Origin of the sequence: Exiguobacterium sp. s146 (assembly GCF_018618415.1) — a bacterium.
Classification (GTDB): Bacteria; Bacillota; Bacilli; order Exiguobacteriales; family Exiguobacteriaceae; genus Exiguobacterium.
Genome location: NZ_JACSMA010000004.1, coordinates 140427 through 154327, shown reverse-complemented (window position 1 = coordinate 154327; position 13901 = coordinate 140427). Strand labels below are relative to the sequence as shown.

At 51.9% G+C, this 13901-nt stretch carries 12 protein-coding genes and 1 riboswitch; of the genes, 9 read left to right on the top strand and 3 right to left on the bottom strand.

Translation table 11 applies throughout. The features are described from left to right. The first annotated feature begins 110 nt into the window (after nucleotides 1-110). From ade to KNP83_RS12895, 3 genes are all read left to right on the top strand, one after another. Nucleotides 111-1820, top strand: a complete 1710-nt coding sequence (ade, locus tag KNP83_RS12905; protein WP_214762829.1) for an adenine deaminase — start codon at nucleotides 111-113, stop codon at nucleotides 1818-1820. A 117-nt stretch (nucleotides 1821-1937) separates the two neighbouring features. Continuing rightward, nucleotides 1938-2222: a hypothetical protein gene (locus tag KNP83_RS12900; protein WP_214762828.1), complete on the top strand. Its 285-nt coding sequence runs from the start codon at nucleotides 1938-1940 to the stop codon at nucleotides 2220-2222. Nucleotides 2223-2279: 57 nt separating this feature from the next. Next, nucleotides 2280-2454, top strand: a riboswitch (Lysine riboswitch). A gap of 112 nt (nucleotides 2455-2566) precedes the next feature. Beyond that, nucleotides 2567-4159 carry a Na+/H+ antiporter NhaC family protein gene (locus KNP83_RS12895; RefSeq protein ID WP_214762827.1) on the top strand — a complete coding sequence of 531 codons (1593 nt, stop codon included), beginning with the start codon at nucleotides 2567-2569 and terminating at the stop codon, nucleotides 4157-4159. Between the two features lie 111 nt (nucleotides 4160-4270). Here KNP83_RS12895 and KNP83_RS12890 read toward each other — a convergent pair whose 3' ends face one another. After that, the gene (locus KNP83_RS12890) at nucleotides 4271-5899 is read right to left on the bottom strand and encodes a peptide ABC transporter substrate-binding protein (RefSeq protein WP_214762826.1); all 1629 of its coding nucleotides are present in this window, start codon (nucleotides 5897-5899) and stop codon (nucleotides 4271-4273) included. 225 nt (nucleotides 5900-6124) lie between these two features. On the opposite strand from KNP83_RS12890, the gene KNP83_RS12885 reads away from it, so the two are divergent. Beyond that, entirely contained in the window at nucleotides 6125-7528 is a 1404-nt protein-coding gene (locus KNP83_RS12885; protein ID WP_214762825.1) for a basic amino acid/polyamine antiporter, read from the top strand. A gap of 39 nt (nucleotides 7529-7567) precedes the next feature. Here KNP83_RS12885 and KNP83_RS12880 read toward each other — a convergent pair whose 3' ends face one another. Then, entirely contained in the window at nucleotides 7568-9607 is a 2040-nt protein-coding gene (locus tag KNP83_RS12880) for a sensor domain-containing protein (protein WP_214762824.1), read from the bottom strand. 157 nt (nucleotides 9608-9764) lie between these two features. On the opposite strand from KNP83_RS12880, the gene KNP83_RS12875 reads away from it, so the two are divergent. The 4 genes from KNP83_RS12875 to tnpB all read left to right on the top strand — a co-directional run bounded on the left by KNP83_RS12875 (nucleotide 9765) and on the right by tnpB (nucleotide 13132). Further along, nucleotides 9765-10967, top strand: coding sequence for an ornithine--oxo-acid transaminase (locus tag KNP83_RS12875; RefSeq protein WP_214762823.1), 1203 nt, complete (start codon nucleotides 9765-9767; stop codon nucleotides 10965-10967). A gap of 89 nt (nucleotides 10968-11056) precedes the next feature. Then, nucleotides 11057-11461: a fluoride efflux transporter CrcB gene (gene crcB, locus KNP83_RS12870; RefSeq protein ID WP_214762822.1), complete on the top strand. Its 405-nt coding sequence runs from the start codon at nucleotides 11057-11059 to the stop codon at nucleotides 11459-11461. Beyond that, nucleotides 11458-11802: a fluoride efflux transporter FluC gene (locus tag KNP83_RS12865; RefSeq protein WP_214762821.1), complete on the top strand. Its 345-nt coding sequence runs from the start codon at nucleotides 11458-11460 to the stop codon at nucleotides 11800-11802. The genes crcB and KNP83_RS12865 overlap by 4 nt, the downstream gene beginning before the upstream one ends. Nucleotides 11803-11959: 157 nt before the next feature. After that, on the top strand, nucleotides 11960-13132 hold the full coding sequence (tnpB, locus tag KNP83_RS12860) for an IS200/IS605 family element RNA-guided endonuclease TnpB (RefSeq protein ID WP_214762820.1): 1173 nt from the start codon (nucleotides 11960-11962) through the stop codon (nucleotides 13130-13132). 71 nt (nucleotides 13133-13203) lie between these two features. Here tnpB and yhfH read toward each other — a convergent pair whose 3' ends face one another. Next, nucleotides 13204-13362 (bottom strand): protein YhfH, encoded by a 159-nt coding sequence (yhfH, locus tag KNP83_RS12855; protein WP_214762819.1) that lies wholly within the window; start codon nucleotides 13360-13362, stop codon nucleotides 13204-13206. Between the two features lie 146 nt (nucleotides 13363-13508). Between yhfH and KNP83_RS12850 the strand changes: the two genes are divergently transcribed. Further along, the gene (locus tag KNP83_RS12850) at nucleotides 13509-13883 is read left to right on the top strand and encodes an ArsR/SmtB family transcription factor (protein ID WP_214762818.1); all 375 of its coding nucleotides are present in this window, start codon (nucleotides 13509-13511) and stop codon (nucleotides 13881-13883) included. The last annotated feature ends 18 nt before the right edge of the window (nucleotides 13884-13901 follow it).

Sequence of the window (13901 nt, the reverse complement as noted above, 5' to 3'; positions counted from 1 at the left end):
CCTTTCAAACCGATATGCTTTCATTGTCGCATAAGTTGAAAAAGAAATTGCGCCTGAAAGATTATTCTTGTTAAGATAGTAAAAATACGTAGAAAAAAGGAGACACACAGATGGAGAAACAACATTTGATCGACATCGCGGCGAAGAAAAAGAAAGCGGCGGTCGTCTTTAAAGATGTGGCGGTCATCGACGTCTATAGTCGCGAGACGATTCGCACCGATGTCGCCATCGATGCGGGATATATCGTGGCCATCGGGGACGGCTACGAAGGGGAGACGGAATACCACGACCCGTCCTGGACGCTGGCACCATCGTTTATCGATTCCCACGTCCATATCGAGTCATCGATGGTTCCGCCTCACGAGTTCGCCAAAGCGGTCTTGCCGCTCGGCGTGACGACGGTCATCGCCGATCCGCACGAGATTGCGAACGTCAACGGGGCGCTCGGCATCGAGTACATGTTGGCGGATGCCGAGGGGTTGCCGCTCGACGTGCGGATGATGCTCCCGAGCTGTGTGCCGGCGACGCCGTTCGAGCACGCAGGGGCGAAGCTATACGCGGAGGACTTGGCACCATTCTTAGGAGATCCGGGGGTGCACGGTCTCGGTGAAGTGATGGACTATCCGTCCGTCGAGTCGGGGAGCCCGGATATGCTTCAAAAGATTGCCCAGGCGGAACTCGCCGGAAAAGTCGTCGACGGCCATGCCTCGGGTCTCGGTCCGGATCAGTTGAATGTGTATCGCACGGCCGGCATCATGACCGATCATGAATGCACGACGGCTGAAGAGGCGCTTGAACGGGTACGCCGCGGATTTTACGTTCAAATTCGGGAAGGGTCGGTCGCGCGGAACGTCGAGAAGGTCAGCTTGGCGATCACCGAAAGCAACGCCCATCGCTTCTTGTTCTGTACGGACGATAAACACTTGGACGATCTCGTCGCCGAGGGTGGGATTGATTACAATATCCGGATGGCCATCAAACAAGGGGTCAAGCCTGAAACGGCGTACGCGGTTGCGAGTCTCCATGCAGCCGAGGCGTATGGCCTGAAGGACGTCGGTGCGATTGCCCCAGGTAAACGCGCGAACTTTGTGATCTTGTCAGACGTCGAATCGGTGACAATCGAAACCGTGTATGTAAATGGGGAAGTCGTCGCAAAAGAGGGCAAGGCCACATTCGAGGCTGCCGGGATTGAAGTGCCGAAACCGATGCGAGGCGAGCTGAAACTGCCGGACTTGACGACGGAGTCGTTCCGCTTGGCCGTGAAGGAAGAAGCGGTCGATGTGATTCAAGTGCTGCCGAACAGTCTCTTGACGAAACGGGAGCGGCTCGTCTTTGAACCGGATGCTTCGGGTGCCGACCTCGCGCAAGATATCGCCACGCTTGCCGTCATCGAACGTCACCACGGGACGGGGCATATGGCGCTCGCACCGGTGACCGGTTTCGGTTTGAAACGAGGGGCGCTCGCGGCAACGGTCGCCCACGACAGCCATAACCTCGTCATCGCCGGGGTGAGCCCGGACGACATGTTGCTCGCGGCCGAGACGCTTGAGAAAGTCGGTGGCGGCGTCGTCGCAGTGTCAGAAGGCGAAGTGTTGGCCGTCTTGCCGCTTGAAATCGGCGGACTCATGACGAAACGTCCGTATGCGGAAGTGGCGGACGTACTCGAACAGTTGAACGATGCGCTCGATGTCGTTGGGGCCCATCGCCACTTCAACCCGTATTTGACGATGTCGTTCCTCGCGCTCCCGGTCATCCCGGATTTGAAGTTGACCGATATGGGACTATTCGATGTGACGACGTTCTCATTCATCGAATCGTAAGTCAGTCTAACGTATGATTTTTGTTAAGAACGACCCGAAACGATTGAATGAATCGGCTTAAGTTGATATAGTTACGACAAGTTTCATCGGTAAATATGGAAAGGGGGGATATCACAGATGGAACAAGTTGCTTACAACCGGTCGTATGATGAACATGGGGATTTGATCAATTCTGTATATCGTACCTTCCAAGATCGATGTCAAGAATTGCCCGACGAGACGCGAACGAAACGGCGGTTGCGTCACTTGATTTTCTTAACGATTAAAGAACATACGACGTCACACGCCGAGCGTTTTGTCTTATATCATTTCTTTAGTGATTTCTTTAAAGCGGTCGAGTCAGACGACCAAGTTGCACTCGCGGTTTTGAAACAAATCATCCGAGATGAAAAAAACTATTGATTAGTCACTATGACCTATGATAATTTAGACGTAACTTTAAATGAATATTCGTGCTATCGATGAGGTAGAGGTGCGATGCTGATGAGTAAGTAGTCCGAGGATGACAACGGTGAAGACTACAGAAAGGCAAGATCGCCGAAGTGTAAAGTCATGTCTCTGGCTTTGTGCTGGGCTGACGGGAAATACCCGTCAGACTGCCATACATATTTACGTATGGAGCGCTCCAAGTCGGCTAAGAAAGACGGAACATCCAGCGAGGGTGTCGGCTTTGTTGCCGATGCCCTCGCTTTGCGTTTTTTTAAGCATAGGGGGGCCTCATCTCTAACAAAAGAGGAGGAAATCACATGGTAGATTATTCAACATCGGTACTGTCACTCGTACCGGCTTTATTGGCCATCATCATGGCTATCACAACACGGAAGGTTATTCCGTCACTCGGTGTCGGGATTGTTGCAGGGGTCTTACTGCTTCACAATTTTAACCCGCTCGAATCGATTCAATACTTATGGTCGAACGTCATCGCCTTATTCTGGGCAGACGGGGCCATTAACGAATGGAACGTGCTCTTAATCGCGTTCTTGCTCTTGCTCGGAATTTTGTCATCGATCATTCAAACATCGGGCGGTGCCCGTGCATTCGGAGAGTGGGCCGCTTCAAACGTCAAGACGGCCCGTGGCGCTCGCCTTGTCTCGTTCGGACTTGGGATTTTAATTTTCATCGATGATTACTTCAACAGTTTGGCCGTCGGTAATATCAGCCGACCGCTTACGGATCGGAAGAAAGTATCACGTGCGAAACTCGCCTACATGATTGATTCGACAGCCGCACCGGTCTGTGTCATCAGCCCGCTCTCGAGCTGGGGGGCGTACATCATCGCCATCTTCGCAGGTATTCTAGCGAAGTATTCGATTGATAGCTACTCATCGTTCTCGGCGTTCATCCAAATCATCCCGATGAACTTCTACGCGGTATTCGCGCTTCTGTTGACGGCCTACGTTGCTTACACGGGGCTTGCCATCGGACCGATGCGTACACATGAACTTCGTGCCCTTCAAGGGGAACTCTACGACGCTTCGAAAGGTGCGCCGATGGGTATGAGTGAAGATTTACATGAACATGAAGGTGGAAAAGTACGTGACTTGATCGTACCAATCATCGCTTTGATTATCGCGACGGTGTCGGCCATGCTCTACACGGGTGGTCAGGCGCTTGCGGCTGACGGTCAAAGCTTCTCATTAATCGGTGCGTTCGAATCGACGGACGTGACCCGTTCCCTTGTGACCGGGGCGGTCGTCAGTTTGATTGTCGCACTCTTGTTACTGATTGGTCGCAAGATTCCGGCGAAAGACTATGGACAAGCGACATGGGCTGGAATTCGCGCCATGTGGCCAGCTGTACTCATCTTGTTGTTTGCTTGGACGATTATCGCCGTCATCGGTGACATGAAGACAGGCGACTACTTGGCAAGTTTCGTCACAGATTCGATTTCACCGTCTTACTTGCCGTTCCTCTTGTTCGTGATCGCCGGTCTGATGGCGTTCTCGACAGGAACGAGCTGGGGGACATTCGGTCTCATGCTTCCAATCGGTGCCGATTTGATTATGGCAGTCGAGCCGGAACTTTTGCTCCCGACACTCGCCGCGGTTCTCGCCGGAGCAGTGTTCGGAGACCACTGTTCACCAATTTCGGATACGACGATTCTCAGTTCGACGGGTGCCGGATCGCACCATATCGACCACGTGTTGACACAGTTGCCATACGCGTTAATCGCAGCTGGCGTGTCGGCGGTCGGATATTTGGTGCTCGGAATCACAGGCTCGATGTGGGTCGGATTCTTCGCGGCACTTGCGACATTCGTCGTCTTGCTCGTCATCGCGCAAATCATCTCGAAACGCGGACGCGTACCAGCCGATATGCGGGCTGAACGCGAAGCGTAATCATCATCAAAAAGGGACGTGCCACAACTTTGTGGGACGTCCCTTTTTTGCGTCATAGAGCACGGTCTGCAATAAATAACCCCTGCCGCTTCTTGCGGCAGGGGGTGTGGATTAGTTGACGTCCAACCACTTGAAGCTAGCGTCAGCTCCGAACGGGTGGCGGTACATGTTTTCGATGTTTGAACGCTCAAGGTAAGCTTCACCTTTTTGGTAAATCGGTGCAATCGCGAAATCATCTTCGAGCAAGATGCGTTCTGCTTCTTGCATCGCTTCCCAACGTTTCATTTGATCGGCTTCTTGTTTCGCGCCTTGAATCAACTTGTCATACTCGTCGTTCGAGTAAGCCATCCGGTTGAACGGACCGTCTGTGACCCACATGTCGAGGTACGTCATCGGATCTTGATAGTCAGGGCCCCAACCGGCAGCGGAGACGTCATAGTCGCCAGCGCCTTCAAGCTCAAGGAAGTTTTTGAACGGCTGTTGCTTAATGTTAAGTGTGAGACCTGGAAGGTTCTTCTCGAGCTCACCTTTGATGTACTCGTTGACTTTCTTGAACGCTTCTTCGTCACGTGAGAGGAACTCGAGCTCGATTGTCTCGACACCGAGTTCGGCAAGACCTTTCTCCCATGCAGCTTTCGCCTCGTCGACGTTATAGCTTTGAAGGTCCGGATACTTCTCGCGGAAGTCAGCGCCGTCTTCTGTGAACGTGAAGTCTTTCGCGACGATATAGTTCGCCGGCTGTGAACCGTCCGTCAAGATGACGTCCGTGACGCTTTGCTTATCGAAGCCTTTTGCGAGTGCCTCACGAATGTTGACGTTTTGGAGCGATTCGTTCTTCTGGTTGAAACGAAGGAAGTTGATACGTGCGTCGGCACGTGTCTTGAATTCATCACTGTCCTGGAACTGTGGCACGAATTCAGATGACAAGAGCGTGTAATCGACTTCGCCCGATTCGAACAAGTTGACTCCTGTCGCGACTTCTTTGACGACCTTGACGTTGATCGTCTCCATCTTGACATTTTCCGCATCCCAGTAGTCCGGGTTCTTTTTATAGACCCAGCCTTCATTGTCTTGCCAGCTGTCCAATACGTAAGGTCCGTTGTAGAGCGTCTTATCGACGGCAGAAGCGAACGACTCGCCTTGCTCTTCGACGAACTCTTGCTTTTGTGGCATGTACGTCGGGAATCCTGTCAACCCGAGGAAGTAAGGGGCTGGTGCCTCCAATTGAACTTCGAGCGTCTTCTCATCGAGCGCTTTCGCACCGAGTGTATCCAGCTCTTCTTCGCCTGCAAGGATCTTGTTGGCGTTTTTCAAATCTTGGAGAATATACGCATACTCGGCACCTGTCTCAGGGTTGAGGGCGCGTTTCCATGAGTAGACGAAATCTTCAGCAGTGACCGGTGAACCGTCTGACCAGTTCGCGTCACGCAATTTGAAGGTATATGTAAGTCCGTCTTCTGAAATTTCTACGTCTTCAGCAATTCCCGGTACCGGTTGGTTGTTCTTGTCGAGACGATACAGTCCCTCAAAGACGTTGTTCGTTACGATGATTGACGTCGAGTCCGTTGTGAGCGTTGGATCAAGCTGTGGCAAATCCGTCGCCGAAACGAGCGTGATTTCTTTTTTCGCATCACTTGATGAAGAGCCGTCAGATGAATCCGTTGCGTCTTCGCCGCCACCACATGCTGCTGTCGCAAGTAAAGCGACACCCGATAAAGCTAACCATTTCTTGTTGCGCATTGTGTTACCTCCCGAAAATTCTGATTGTTTCGAATATATTGCAATTAAACTATAAACAAGATGAATAGGCAATAAAATTTTTTAAATTATTCGAAAATATAAACATTAGTGAAATACCTATCTAAACGCCTTTGGTTTCAGTAGAATAAGGAAATCGTCGAATGATTATACATTATTTATGAATAGTTATTCGTCAGACGTCAACTTGCTTTGGAGGGTTTTTGAATGAAGTCACAGTCAGCCGGAATCGGCTTTTTTGGGCTCGCTGCCATGGTCGTCGGAACCATGATTGGCGGAGGCGCATTTAATTTACCGGGAGCGATGGCGCAAGGTGCCGGGGTCGGATCGGTGTTAATCGGTTGGACAATCACCGGCATCGGGATGGTCATGCTCGCGTTCGTGTTTCAATTTCTAGCCAATACGCGTCCTGAACTCGAGGGCGGCATATACGCCTATGCGAAAGAAGGGTTCGGCAAGTTTGTCGGATTCAATAGCGGGTGGGGCTACTGGATGTCGGCGTGGATCGGAACGGTCGCCAACATCACATTAATCTTCAGTACGCTCAGCTATTTCTTCCCGATTTTTTCGGCCGAGCACCGGACGTTTCGCTTGCTCATGAGCGCGGTCGTCATTTGGGGGCTGTTTTGGATTATCTCGCGCGGGATGAGGGAAGCCGCACTCTTGAATCTCGTCACGACGATCGCGAAGCTCGTCCCCATCTTTTTATTTATTGTCCTCATCTTGTTTGCGTTTCGAATCGACACGTTCCAAATCGACTTCTGGGGTCAATCTGGGTTCAGCTGGTCACAAGTGTTCCCGCAAGTGAAGTCGACGATGCTCGTGACGCTTTGGGCGTTCGTCGGGATCGAAGGGGCAGTCGTCTTGTCATCACGCGCCCGACATAAACGAGACGTCGGGCGTGCGACGGTGATCGGACTAGTCGGAACGCTCGTCATTTACATGATGATCTCGATTTTATCGTTCGGGGTCATGACACAAGAACAACTCGCGACGCTCTCGGAACCATCGATGGCGTACGTGCTCGAGGCCGTCGTCGGGCCGGTCGGAGCGACAATCATCAACATCGGACTCCTCGTCTCGCTCTCGGGTGCGCTGCTCGGATGGACGATTCTCGCGACGGAAATCTCTTATGTAGCAAGTCGCGATGGGGTGTTCCCGAAATTGTTCAATCGGCTCAATCGAAATGAGACGCCGGTGAGCGCGTTGTTCATCACGCAAGTCTTTACGCAACTCGTCACCCTCATCGCGCTGTTCTCGGAACAGACGTACTTGGTGCTGTCGAGCATCGCAGGGATAGCGGCGCTCGTCCCATACTTGTTTTCCGCCTTGTTCGGTTGGAAAGAGGCACGGCGGACCGGGACACGTTCGATGCTCGTCATGTCAGGCATTGCGACCGTATATGCGGCCTGGCTCCTGTATGCGTCAGGAGTCGAGTACATGCTTATCGCCATGATTCTTTACGCGCCTGGCGTATTCGTCTTCATGCAAGCCGAGCGTGAACAGGGCCGGCCGTATCTCAGCCGCCTGCAATATATGATTGCATTCGTCATCCTCTTGGCAGCTACGTACGGCGTCTATGGATTATGGACGGCGACAATCAGCCTATAATAAAAAGTCATCGCGCGTCGTGAGACGCGCGATGGCTTTTTAATGATTGTCCGTCAATAAACGAACGACTTCGATTGGAGGCAACGGCTTGGCGTACAAAAACCCTTGGAACGAGTCGCAAGCGGTTTGTTTCAAGTGATCGAGCATCTCCTGGTGTTCGACACCTTCGGCCACGACGTGAAGGTTCAGGCTCTTGCCGAGGTGGACGATGACATCGAGCAAGTGTGACTTCGACGTCAACCAATCATCGAGGAAGACTTTATCGATTTTCAGCTCGTCGACCGGGAACGACTTCAGGTATTGAAGGGACGAGAATCCGGTCCCGAAGTCGTCGATGGATAAGCGATAATCGAGACGTTTGATTTGATCCATCCGGGCGATGATTTCGTCCGTCTGTTGCATGACGAGACTCTCGGTAATCTCGAGGATGATGTCGGACGGGTTCAAATTGAGCTGTTGTTTGATATTGCGCAATGTATTGATGAAGCTGTCGCTGCGGAATTGGTTCGGCGAAATATTGACCGCCATCGATAACGGGCGGTCAACGAGTTGTTGCCAGGCTTTCAACTGTTTGGCCGCCTCAAGAATGACCCAGTTGTTGATTGGGACGATGAGCGCCATTTCCTCAGCGAGTGGGATAAACTCGGAAGGTGGAATCTGCCCGAGCTCATCATGATGCCAACGAAGGAGCGCTTCAAACCCGATTAGCCTGTCGGTCTTTAACTCATACTTCGGTTGATATTCTAAATAGAAATGTTTTTCTTCGAGCGCTTGATAAAGTGCTTTCTCGATATGAATTTGACGTGAGAACGCATCGTCCATATCTTTCGTGACGAACTGAATCGTCCCGACACCGATCCGTTTGCCTTTGAACAGGGCGCTCTCGGCGCGTGTGTACAGTTCTTCTAATGAAGACGTGGCGGACGGATAGAAGACGCATCCGATGGAAATAGACACCATGATGGAGTGATGATAAATCCGGAACGGACGCTGCAGTTCGTGTTGCAGTTGACGGAGCAACTGAAACACTTCTTCTTTCGACTCTTCAAAGAAAATCAATCCGAACAAACCGCCCGACGGATGGAACATGACGCTCGTCTCCGGCATGAACTGCACGGCCCGCTCCTTGATTTGAAGGAGCAACTCGTTGCCGACGCGTGAACCGAACGATTCATTGATGATTTTGAAGCGATCGATATCGAACAAGGCGACATGGACCAAGCCGTCTCCTTGATCGACATCCGTCAACACGTGCCCGTATTGACGGAGCCATCCTTTTTTGTTCAAGAGTCCGGTCAAATCGTTATGGTATGCGAGATAATTGACCTCTTGCTCGAGTCGTTTTTTATCTGAAACATCGAAGCCGAAGGCGGTATACTGCACGACTTCGCCTTCTTCGCTCAAAATCGGAACGACCGTCAAATTGAGCCAGCACATGTTGCGGACATGCCGTTCGGAACGGACGGGCATTTCACCGTTCCAAATGCGGTCGGTCGTAAGTGCTTGAAGCACGTCCTCGGCAAGCGGATGATTCTCAAATGACGGATGGATGAGCTCGAACCAGTTACGACCGATGAAGTGATGATTGGGTGCGCCGATTAACCCGCAGAGCAGTGGATTGAGTTCGGTGATCTCGCCGTAGGCGTTGGTGGCCAAATAGTACGTCGATTGTTCAATCATCGCTTGAAAGTGATGTAGCAGATTGAACTGTTCCGTACTGATGAGCGGTCCGAACCCTTTCGGCAGGAATGCTAAAAAGTAACCCGTATAGTCATTGATGGAGAACGATTGCAAATAGGCCGTCGCATAGACGACTGCACCGTTTTTATGTTTGAACGGCGTCATCGCCGTCGTCGAGAACGGATATTGAAGGAGCATCGGTGACCAGGATTCAAGCGCATCCTGTAAGTGTTGGACAACAGGGAGTGGATGGTGAAGCACTTCGTCCCGTTCCCATCCGAACAGCGTTTCCGCATGTTCGTTCCACAGCAGGACGTTGCCATCGAGATTGATGTAACAGCATGGGACAGATAAAGCATCGATAAACTCGTCAATTGGCAAATCACGCAATGAAGCCACATCGTTTCCTCCAATCTACATCAAATGAATCATAATCTACGTTCAGTGTACCTTATTTTGCCAAACCGAGGAATGGGCAAGTTGGTCGTTGTCAAAAGAAAGACGGTCATCATATACTGAAGGGGTAAGATAGCTTTTTTGAGAAGGGGGAAATCAAATGTCAAAGACACAAGAAGTGATTGAATTGACAGAGAAATTCGGGGCGCACAACTATCATCCACTTCCGATCGTCATCTCGGAAGCGAAGGGGATCTGGGTGACGGACCCAGAAGGGAATCGCTACATGGATATGTTGAGTGCGTATTCAGCCGTCAACCAAGGCCATTGTCACCCAAAAATCATTCAAGCGCTCAAAGACCAAGCCGATAAAATCACGCTGACGTCACGCGCGTTTTACAATGATCAACTCGGTCGTTTCTACAAAAAAGTGGCAGCGCTTACAAATAAAGAGATGGTGTTGCCGATGAACACCGGCGCGGAAGCGGTCGAAACGGCTGTTAAAGCGTCACGTCGTTGGGCGTACGAAGTGAAACAAATTCCAGGTCAGGCGGAAATCATCGTCTGCTCGGGCAACTTCCACGGCCGGACGATGGCGGCGGTATCGATGTCGACCGAGGCGGAATATCAACGTGGATTCGGGCCATTACTGCCAGGATTCAAAGTCGTGCCATACGGCGACATCGATGCGTTCGAGGCGGCCATCACTGAAAACACGGCGGCCTTCATCGTCGAACCGATTCAAGGCGAGGCAGGTATCATCATTCCGCCGGCTGGTTATTTGAAACGTGCCAGTGAACTGTGCCAGCAGCATAATGTGTTGTTTGTGGCCGATGAGATTCAATCAGGGCTCGGTCGCTCAGGCAAATGGTTCGCCATCGAATGGGAAGATGTCGAACCGGATATGTATATTCTCGGAAAAGCGCTCGGGGGCGGCGTGTTCCCGGTATCGTGTGTCGCGGCTAATGAGAACGTCTTGAGCGTATTCAATCCAGGATCACACGGTTCGACGTTCGGGGGGAATCCGCTCGCGGCAGCCGTCTCGATTGCGTCGCTCGAAGTGTTAGAAGAAGAGCAGTTGCCACAGCGTTCACTTGAACTCGGGACGTATTTCATGGACCGTTTGAAAACAATCGACAACCCGCTCATTAAAGATGTGCGCGGGCGCGGTCTGTTCATCGGGATTGAATTGACAGAAGCGGCCCGTCCTTACTGTGAAGCGCTCAAAGAACGAGGCTTGCTCTGTAAAGAGACGCACGAGACGGTAATCCGGTTGGCACCACCGCTCGTCATCACGAAAGAGGAACTCGATGAGGCGTTCGAGGCCATCTCGGCCGTGTTCGCACCAGCAGCTATTTCGTGATGCTGCATCGCTTGGTATAATGAGTACAGACGTAACACCTGTCTCGCGACATGCTCGCGGCAGGTGTTTTTTTGAAGGGAGGCATGGCGATGCTTTATGTATACGTCGGTTTGGCAGGAGCGCTAGGTGCCTTGGCGCGTTATGGGGTCGGGACGGGCATCGAGACGTTTTGGGTCGGCATGTTTCCACTCGGGACGCTGCTCATCAATTTGTCGGGTAGCTTTGTACTCGGTTGGCTGACACACTTCCTGTTTCGGTCCGGACGTCTCTCGCCTAGTATTGTGACGGCGGTCGGGACCGGATTCATTGGCTCGTTTACGACGTTTTCGACGTTCAGTGTGGAGACGATCGACTTGCTGGAATCCGGCGCGCTCGGCATGGCCTTTCTCTACGTGACGCTCAGCCTCGTCCTCGGTCTGTTCAGTTCATGGCTCGGATTTTGGTTCGGACGCCGTCGATTCAAACGGTTCAGGCGGGAAGGGGTGGCGCGATGACGATTCTCATCATTATGGTAGGGGCATTCTTCGGGGCGATGGCACGGTTTGCCATCGGTCAGCTCGTCAAAACTTGGACAGCCTCCACGTTCCCGTGGGCGACGCTGTTCGTCAATGTGAGCGGTTCGTTTCTCCTCGGCTATTTGTATGCATCGAGTGTCGGCCCGTCGCTCATGCTCGGACTCGGTGTCGGTTTTCTCGGCTCGTTCACGACGTTCTCGACGTTCAAGCTTGAAGTGATGCGATTCGTCGCTAAAGACTGGATTCGCTTCGGGATGTATTTGCTTGCGACTTATGTGCTCGGTCTGCTGGCGGCCTATCTCGGTTACCATCTACCATGACAAATCCCTCGGAACACGTTTCCGAGGGATTGTTTTTTTATCAAAAATAGGCGAGAATACGCCCACTTCTAAACGTTAAGGGCGAAGCCCGAGTGAAAGTGGGCGATGAATTGCCAACCTCTCTTTTGGGTATAAATACCTAGAGGAGGTGAACATCATGTTGAAGCATAAAGCGTATAAATTCCGGATCTATCCGACAACGGAGCAGGAAATCCTGATCGCCAAGACGATCGGTTGTTCACGCTTCGTCTTCAACCACTTCTTGGAGAAGTGGGAAGAGACCTACAAGGCGACAGGAAAAGGCTTGTCCTACGGCTCCTGTTCGAAAGAAATCCCTTTGTTGAAGCAAGAGCTTAATTGGCTTAAGGAAGTCGATAGTACTTCTGTGCAAAATAGCGTCAAACACCTTGCCGATGCGTATGACCGCTTCTTCAAGAAACAGAACGAACGGCCCCGGTTCAAGTCGAAGCGGAACCCCGTCCAATCCTATGAGACGAACATCCAAGGCAAGTCTCAACTTCCTGAGGTGTCGATTATCGGCAACCAACTCAAGCTTCCGAAGTTGAAGTGGGTGCGTTTCGCCAACTCAAGGACGGTCGAGGGGCGAATCTTGAACGCCACGATCCGACGAAACGCCTCAGGCAAATACTTCGTTTCCTTGTGCGTCGAGCAGGAAATCGACGAGCTGCCGAAGACCGGTTCCTCGGTCGGCGTCGACGTCGGCCTGAAGCATTTCGCCGTCCTGTCCGACGGCACGGTGTACCAAAACGACCGGTACTTCCGTTCGCTCGAGGAGAAGCTCGCCCGCGAGCAGCGCAAGCTGTCGCGGCGTCGGCTCATCGCCATGAACCGGAACGTCAAGCTGTCCGAGGCGAGGAACTATCAGAAGCAGAAGCGCAAGGTCGCCCGCATCCATGAGAAGATTGCGAACAAGCGTGCCGACTTCCTGCACAAGGTGTCGACCGAGATTGTCAAAAGCCACGACGTTATCGGCATCGAGACCCTGCAGGTGAAAGACATGCAGCAGGATCGCAAGCTCAGCAAAGCGATCTCCGATGTCAGTTGGTCGGCATTCTTCCGCATGCTCGTATACAAGGCGGACTGGTACGGCAAGACCGTCGTCAAGGTCGGGAAGACGTTCGCCTCGAGTCAGCTCTGTTCGAGTTGCGGCCATCGACACAAAGACGTGAAGCATCTCGGTCTGCGCGAGTGGACATGCCCGGGTTGTGGGACGCACCACGACCGCGATGTGAACGCAGGACTGAACCTCAAACGAGAGGCCGAGCGTATCCTGGCCTCCTCAACCGTCGGGACGACGGGGCTAGCCTGAACAGGTTCCGGTCGTTCGACCGGATCACCCAGGAATCCTCCACCTCCAAGCGAAGCGTAGGTGGGGGTAGTTCAATCGCTCAATTGGAGTTTTTCAGCACAAGATGGGCACGTGCTTTCGTAAGACTCGCATTGTTCATCCATCTGTTTCCCACACTCTTGACACGTCTTGTCTGGTAACTTCCGATAAAACTCGACGGAAGATTCAAGTCGGCTTGCCCATTCATTCATTGTAACTGCCTCCTTTATTTAAGTAACGTAGCTGTTAAGTTGTATTTATTGTATTATAACAGTGGTAGATAAGTCAATAATAATATATAACAGATTTATGAGTCAGATTTTGTTAGAATGAAAGTATAGAAAATGAGGTGAGATGGATGAAGGCACCCCAATGCGAAACGATCGCCATTCAGAGTGAAGACGTTACGGTATTACAACAAGCGTTGACCGACCTTGATGCGACGCGAGTCAGTCAATTGTTCAAGGCGTTCGCCGATCCGACCCGGCTTAAAGTGCTCTACGTGCTTACGCTCGAAGCGGAACTGTGCGTCTGTGACGTGGCGGCCGTGATTGGGCATTCAAACGCGACGGCGTCCCATCACTTACGGACACTTCTCGAGCAAGGGCTCGTCAAATATCGTAAGGACGGAAAAGTCGTCTATTATTCGCTCGACGACGACCATGTCCGATTGCTCGTCGAGATTGCGATGGCTCATAGCGCCGAGCAGGATGAAACTAAATTAGACACATGAGGTCGACTGGGATTCCAG

Coding starts and splice junctions, on each gene's coding strand:
- ade (WP_214762829.1), top strand. CDS start 111: ATGGAGAAACAACATTTGATCGACATCGCGGCGAAGAAAAAGAAAGCG.
- KNP83_RS12900 (WP_214762828.1), top strand. CDS start 1,938: ATGGAACAAGTTGCTTACAACCGGTCGTATGATGAACATGGGGATTTG.
- KNP83_RS12895 (WP_214762827.1), top strand. CDS start 2,567: ATGGTAGATTATTCAACATCGGTACTGTCACTCGTACCGGCTTTATTG.
- KNP83_RS12890 (WP_214762826.1), bottom strand. CDS start 5,899: ATGCGCAACAAGAAATGGTTAGCTTTATCGGGTGTCGCTTTACTTGCG.
- KNP83_RS12885 (WP_214762825.1), top strand. CDS start 6,125: ATGAAGTCACAGTCAGCCGGAATCGGCTTTTTTGGGCTCGCTGCCATG.
- KNP83_RS12875 (WP_214762823.1), top strand. CDS start 9,765: ATGTCAAAGACACAAGAAGTGATTGAATTGACAGAGAAATTCGGGGCG.
- crcB (WP_214762822.1), top strand. CDS start 11,057: ATGCTTTATGTATACGTCGGTTTGGCAGGAGCGCTAGGTGCCTTGGCG.
- KNP83_RS12865 (WP_214762821.1), top strand. CDS start 11,458: ATGACGATTCTCATCATTATGGTAGGGGCATTCTTCGGGGCGATGGCA.
- tnpB (WP_214762820.1), top strand. CDS start 11,960: ATGTTGAAGCATAAAGCGTATAAATTCCGGATCTATCCGACAACGGAG.
- yhfH (WP_214762819.1), bottom strand. CDS start 13,362: ATGAATGAATGGGCAAGCCGACTTGAATCTTCCGTCGAGTTTTATCGG.
- KNP83_RS12850 (WP_214762818.1), top strand. CDS start 13,509: ATGAAGGCACCCCAATGCGAAACGATCGCCATTCAGAGTGAAGACGTT.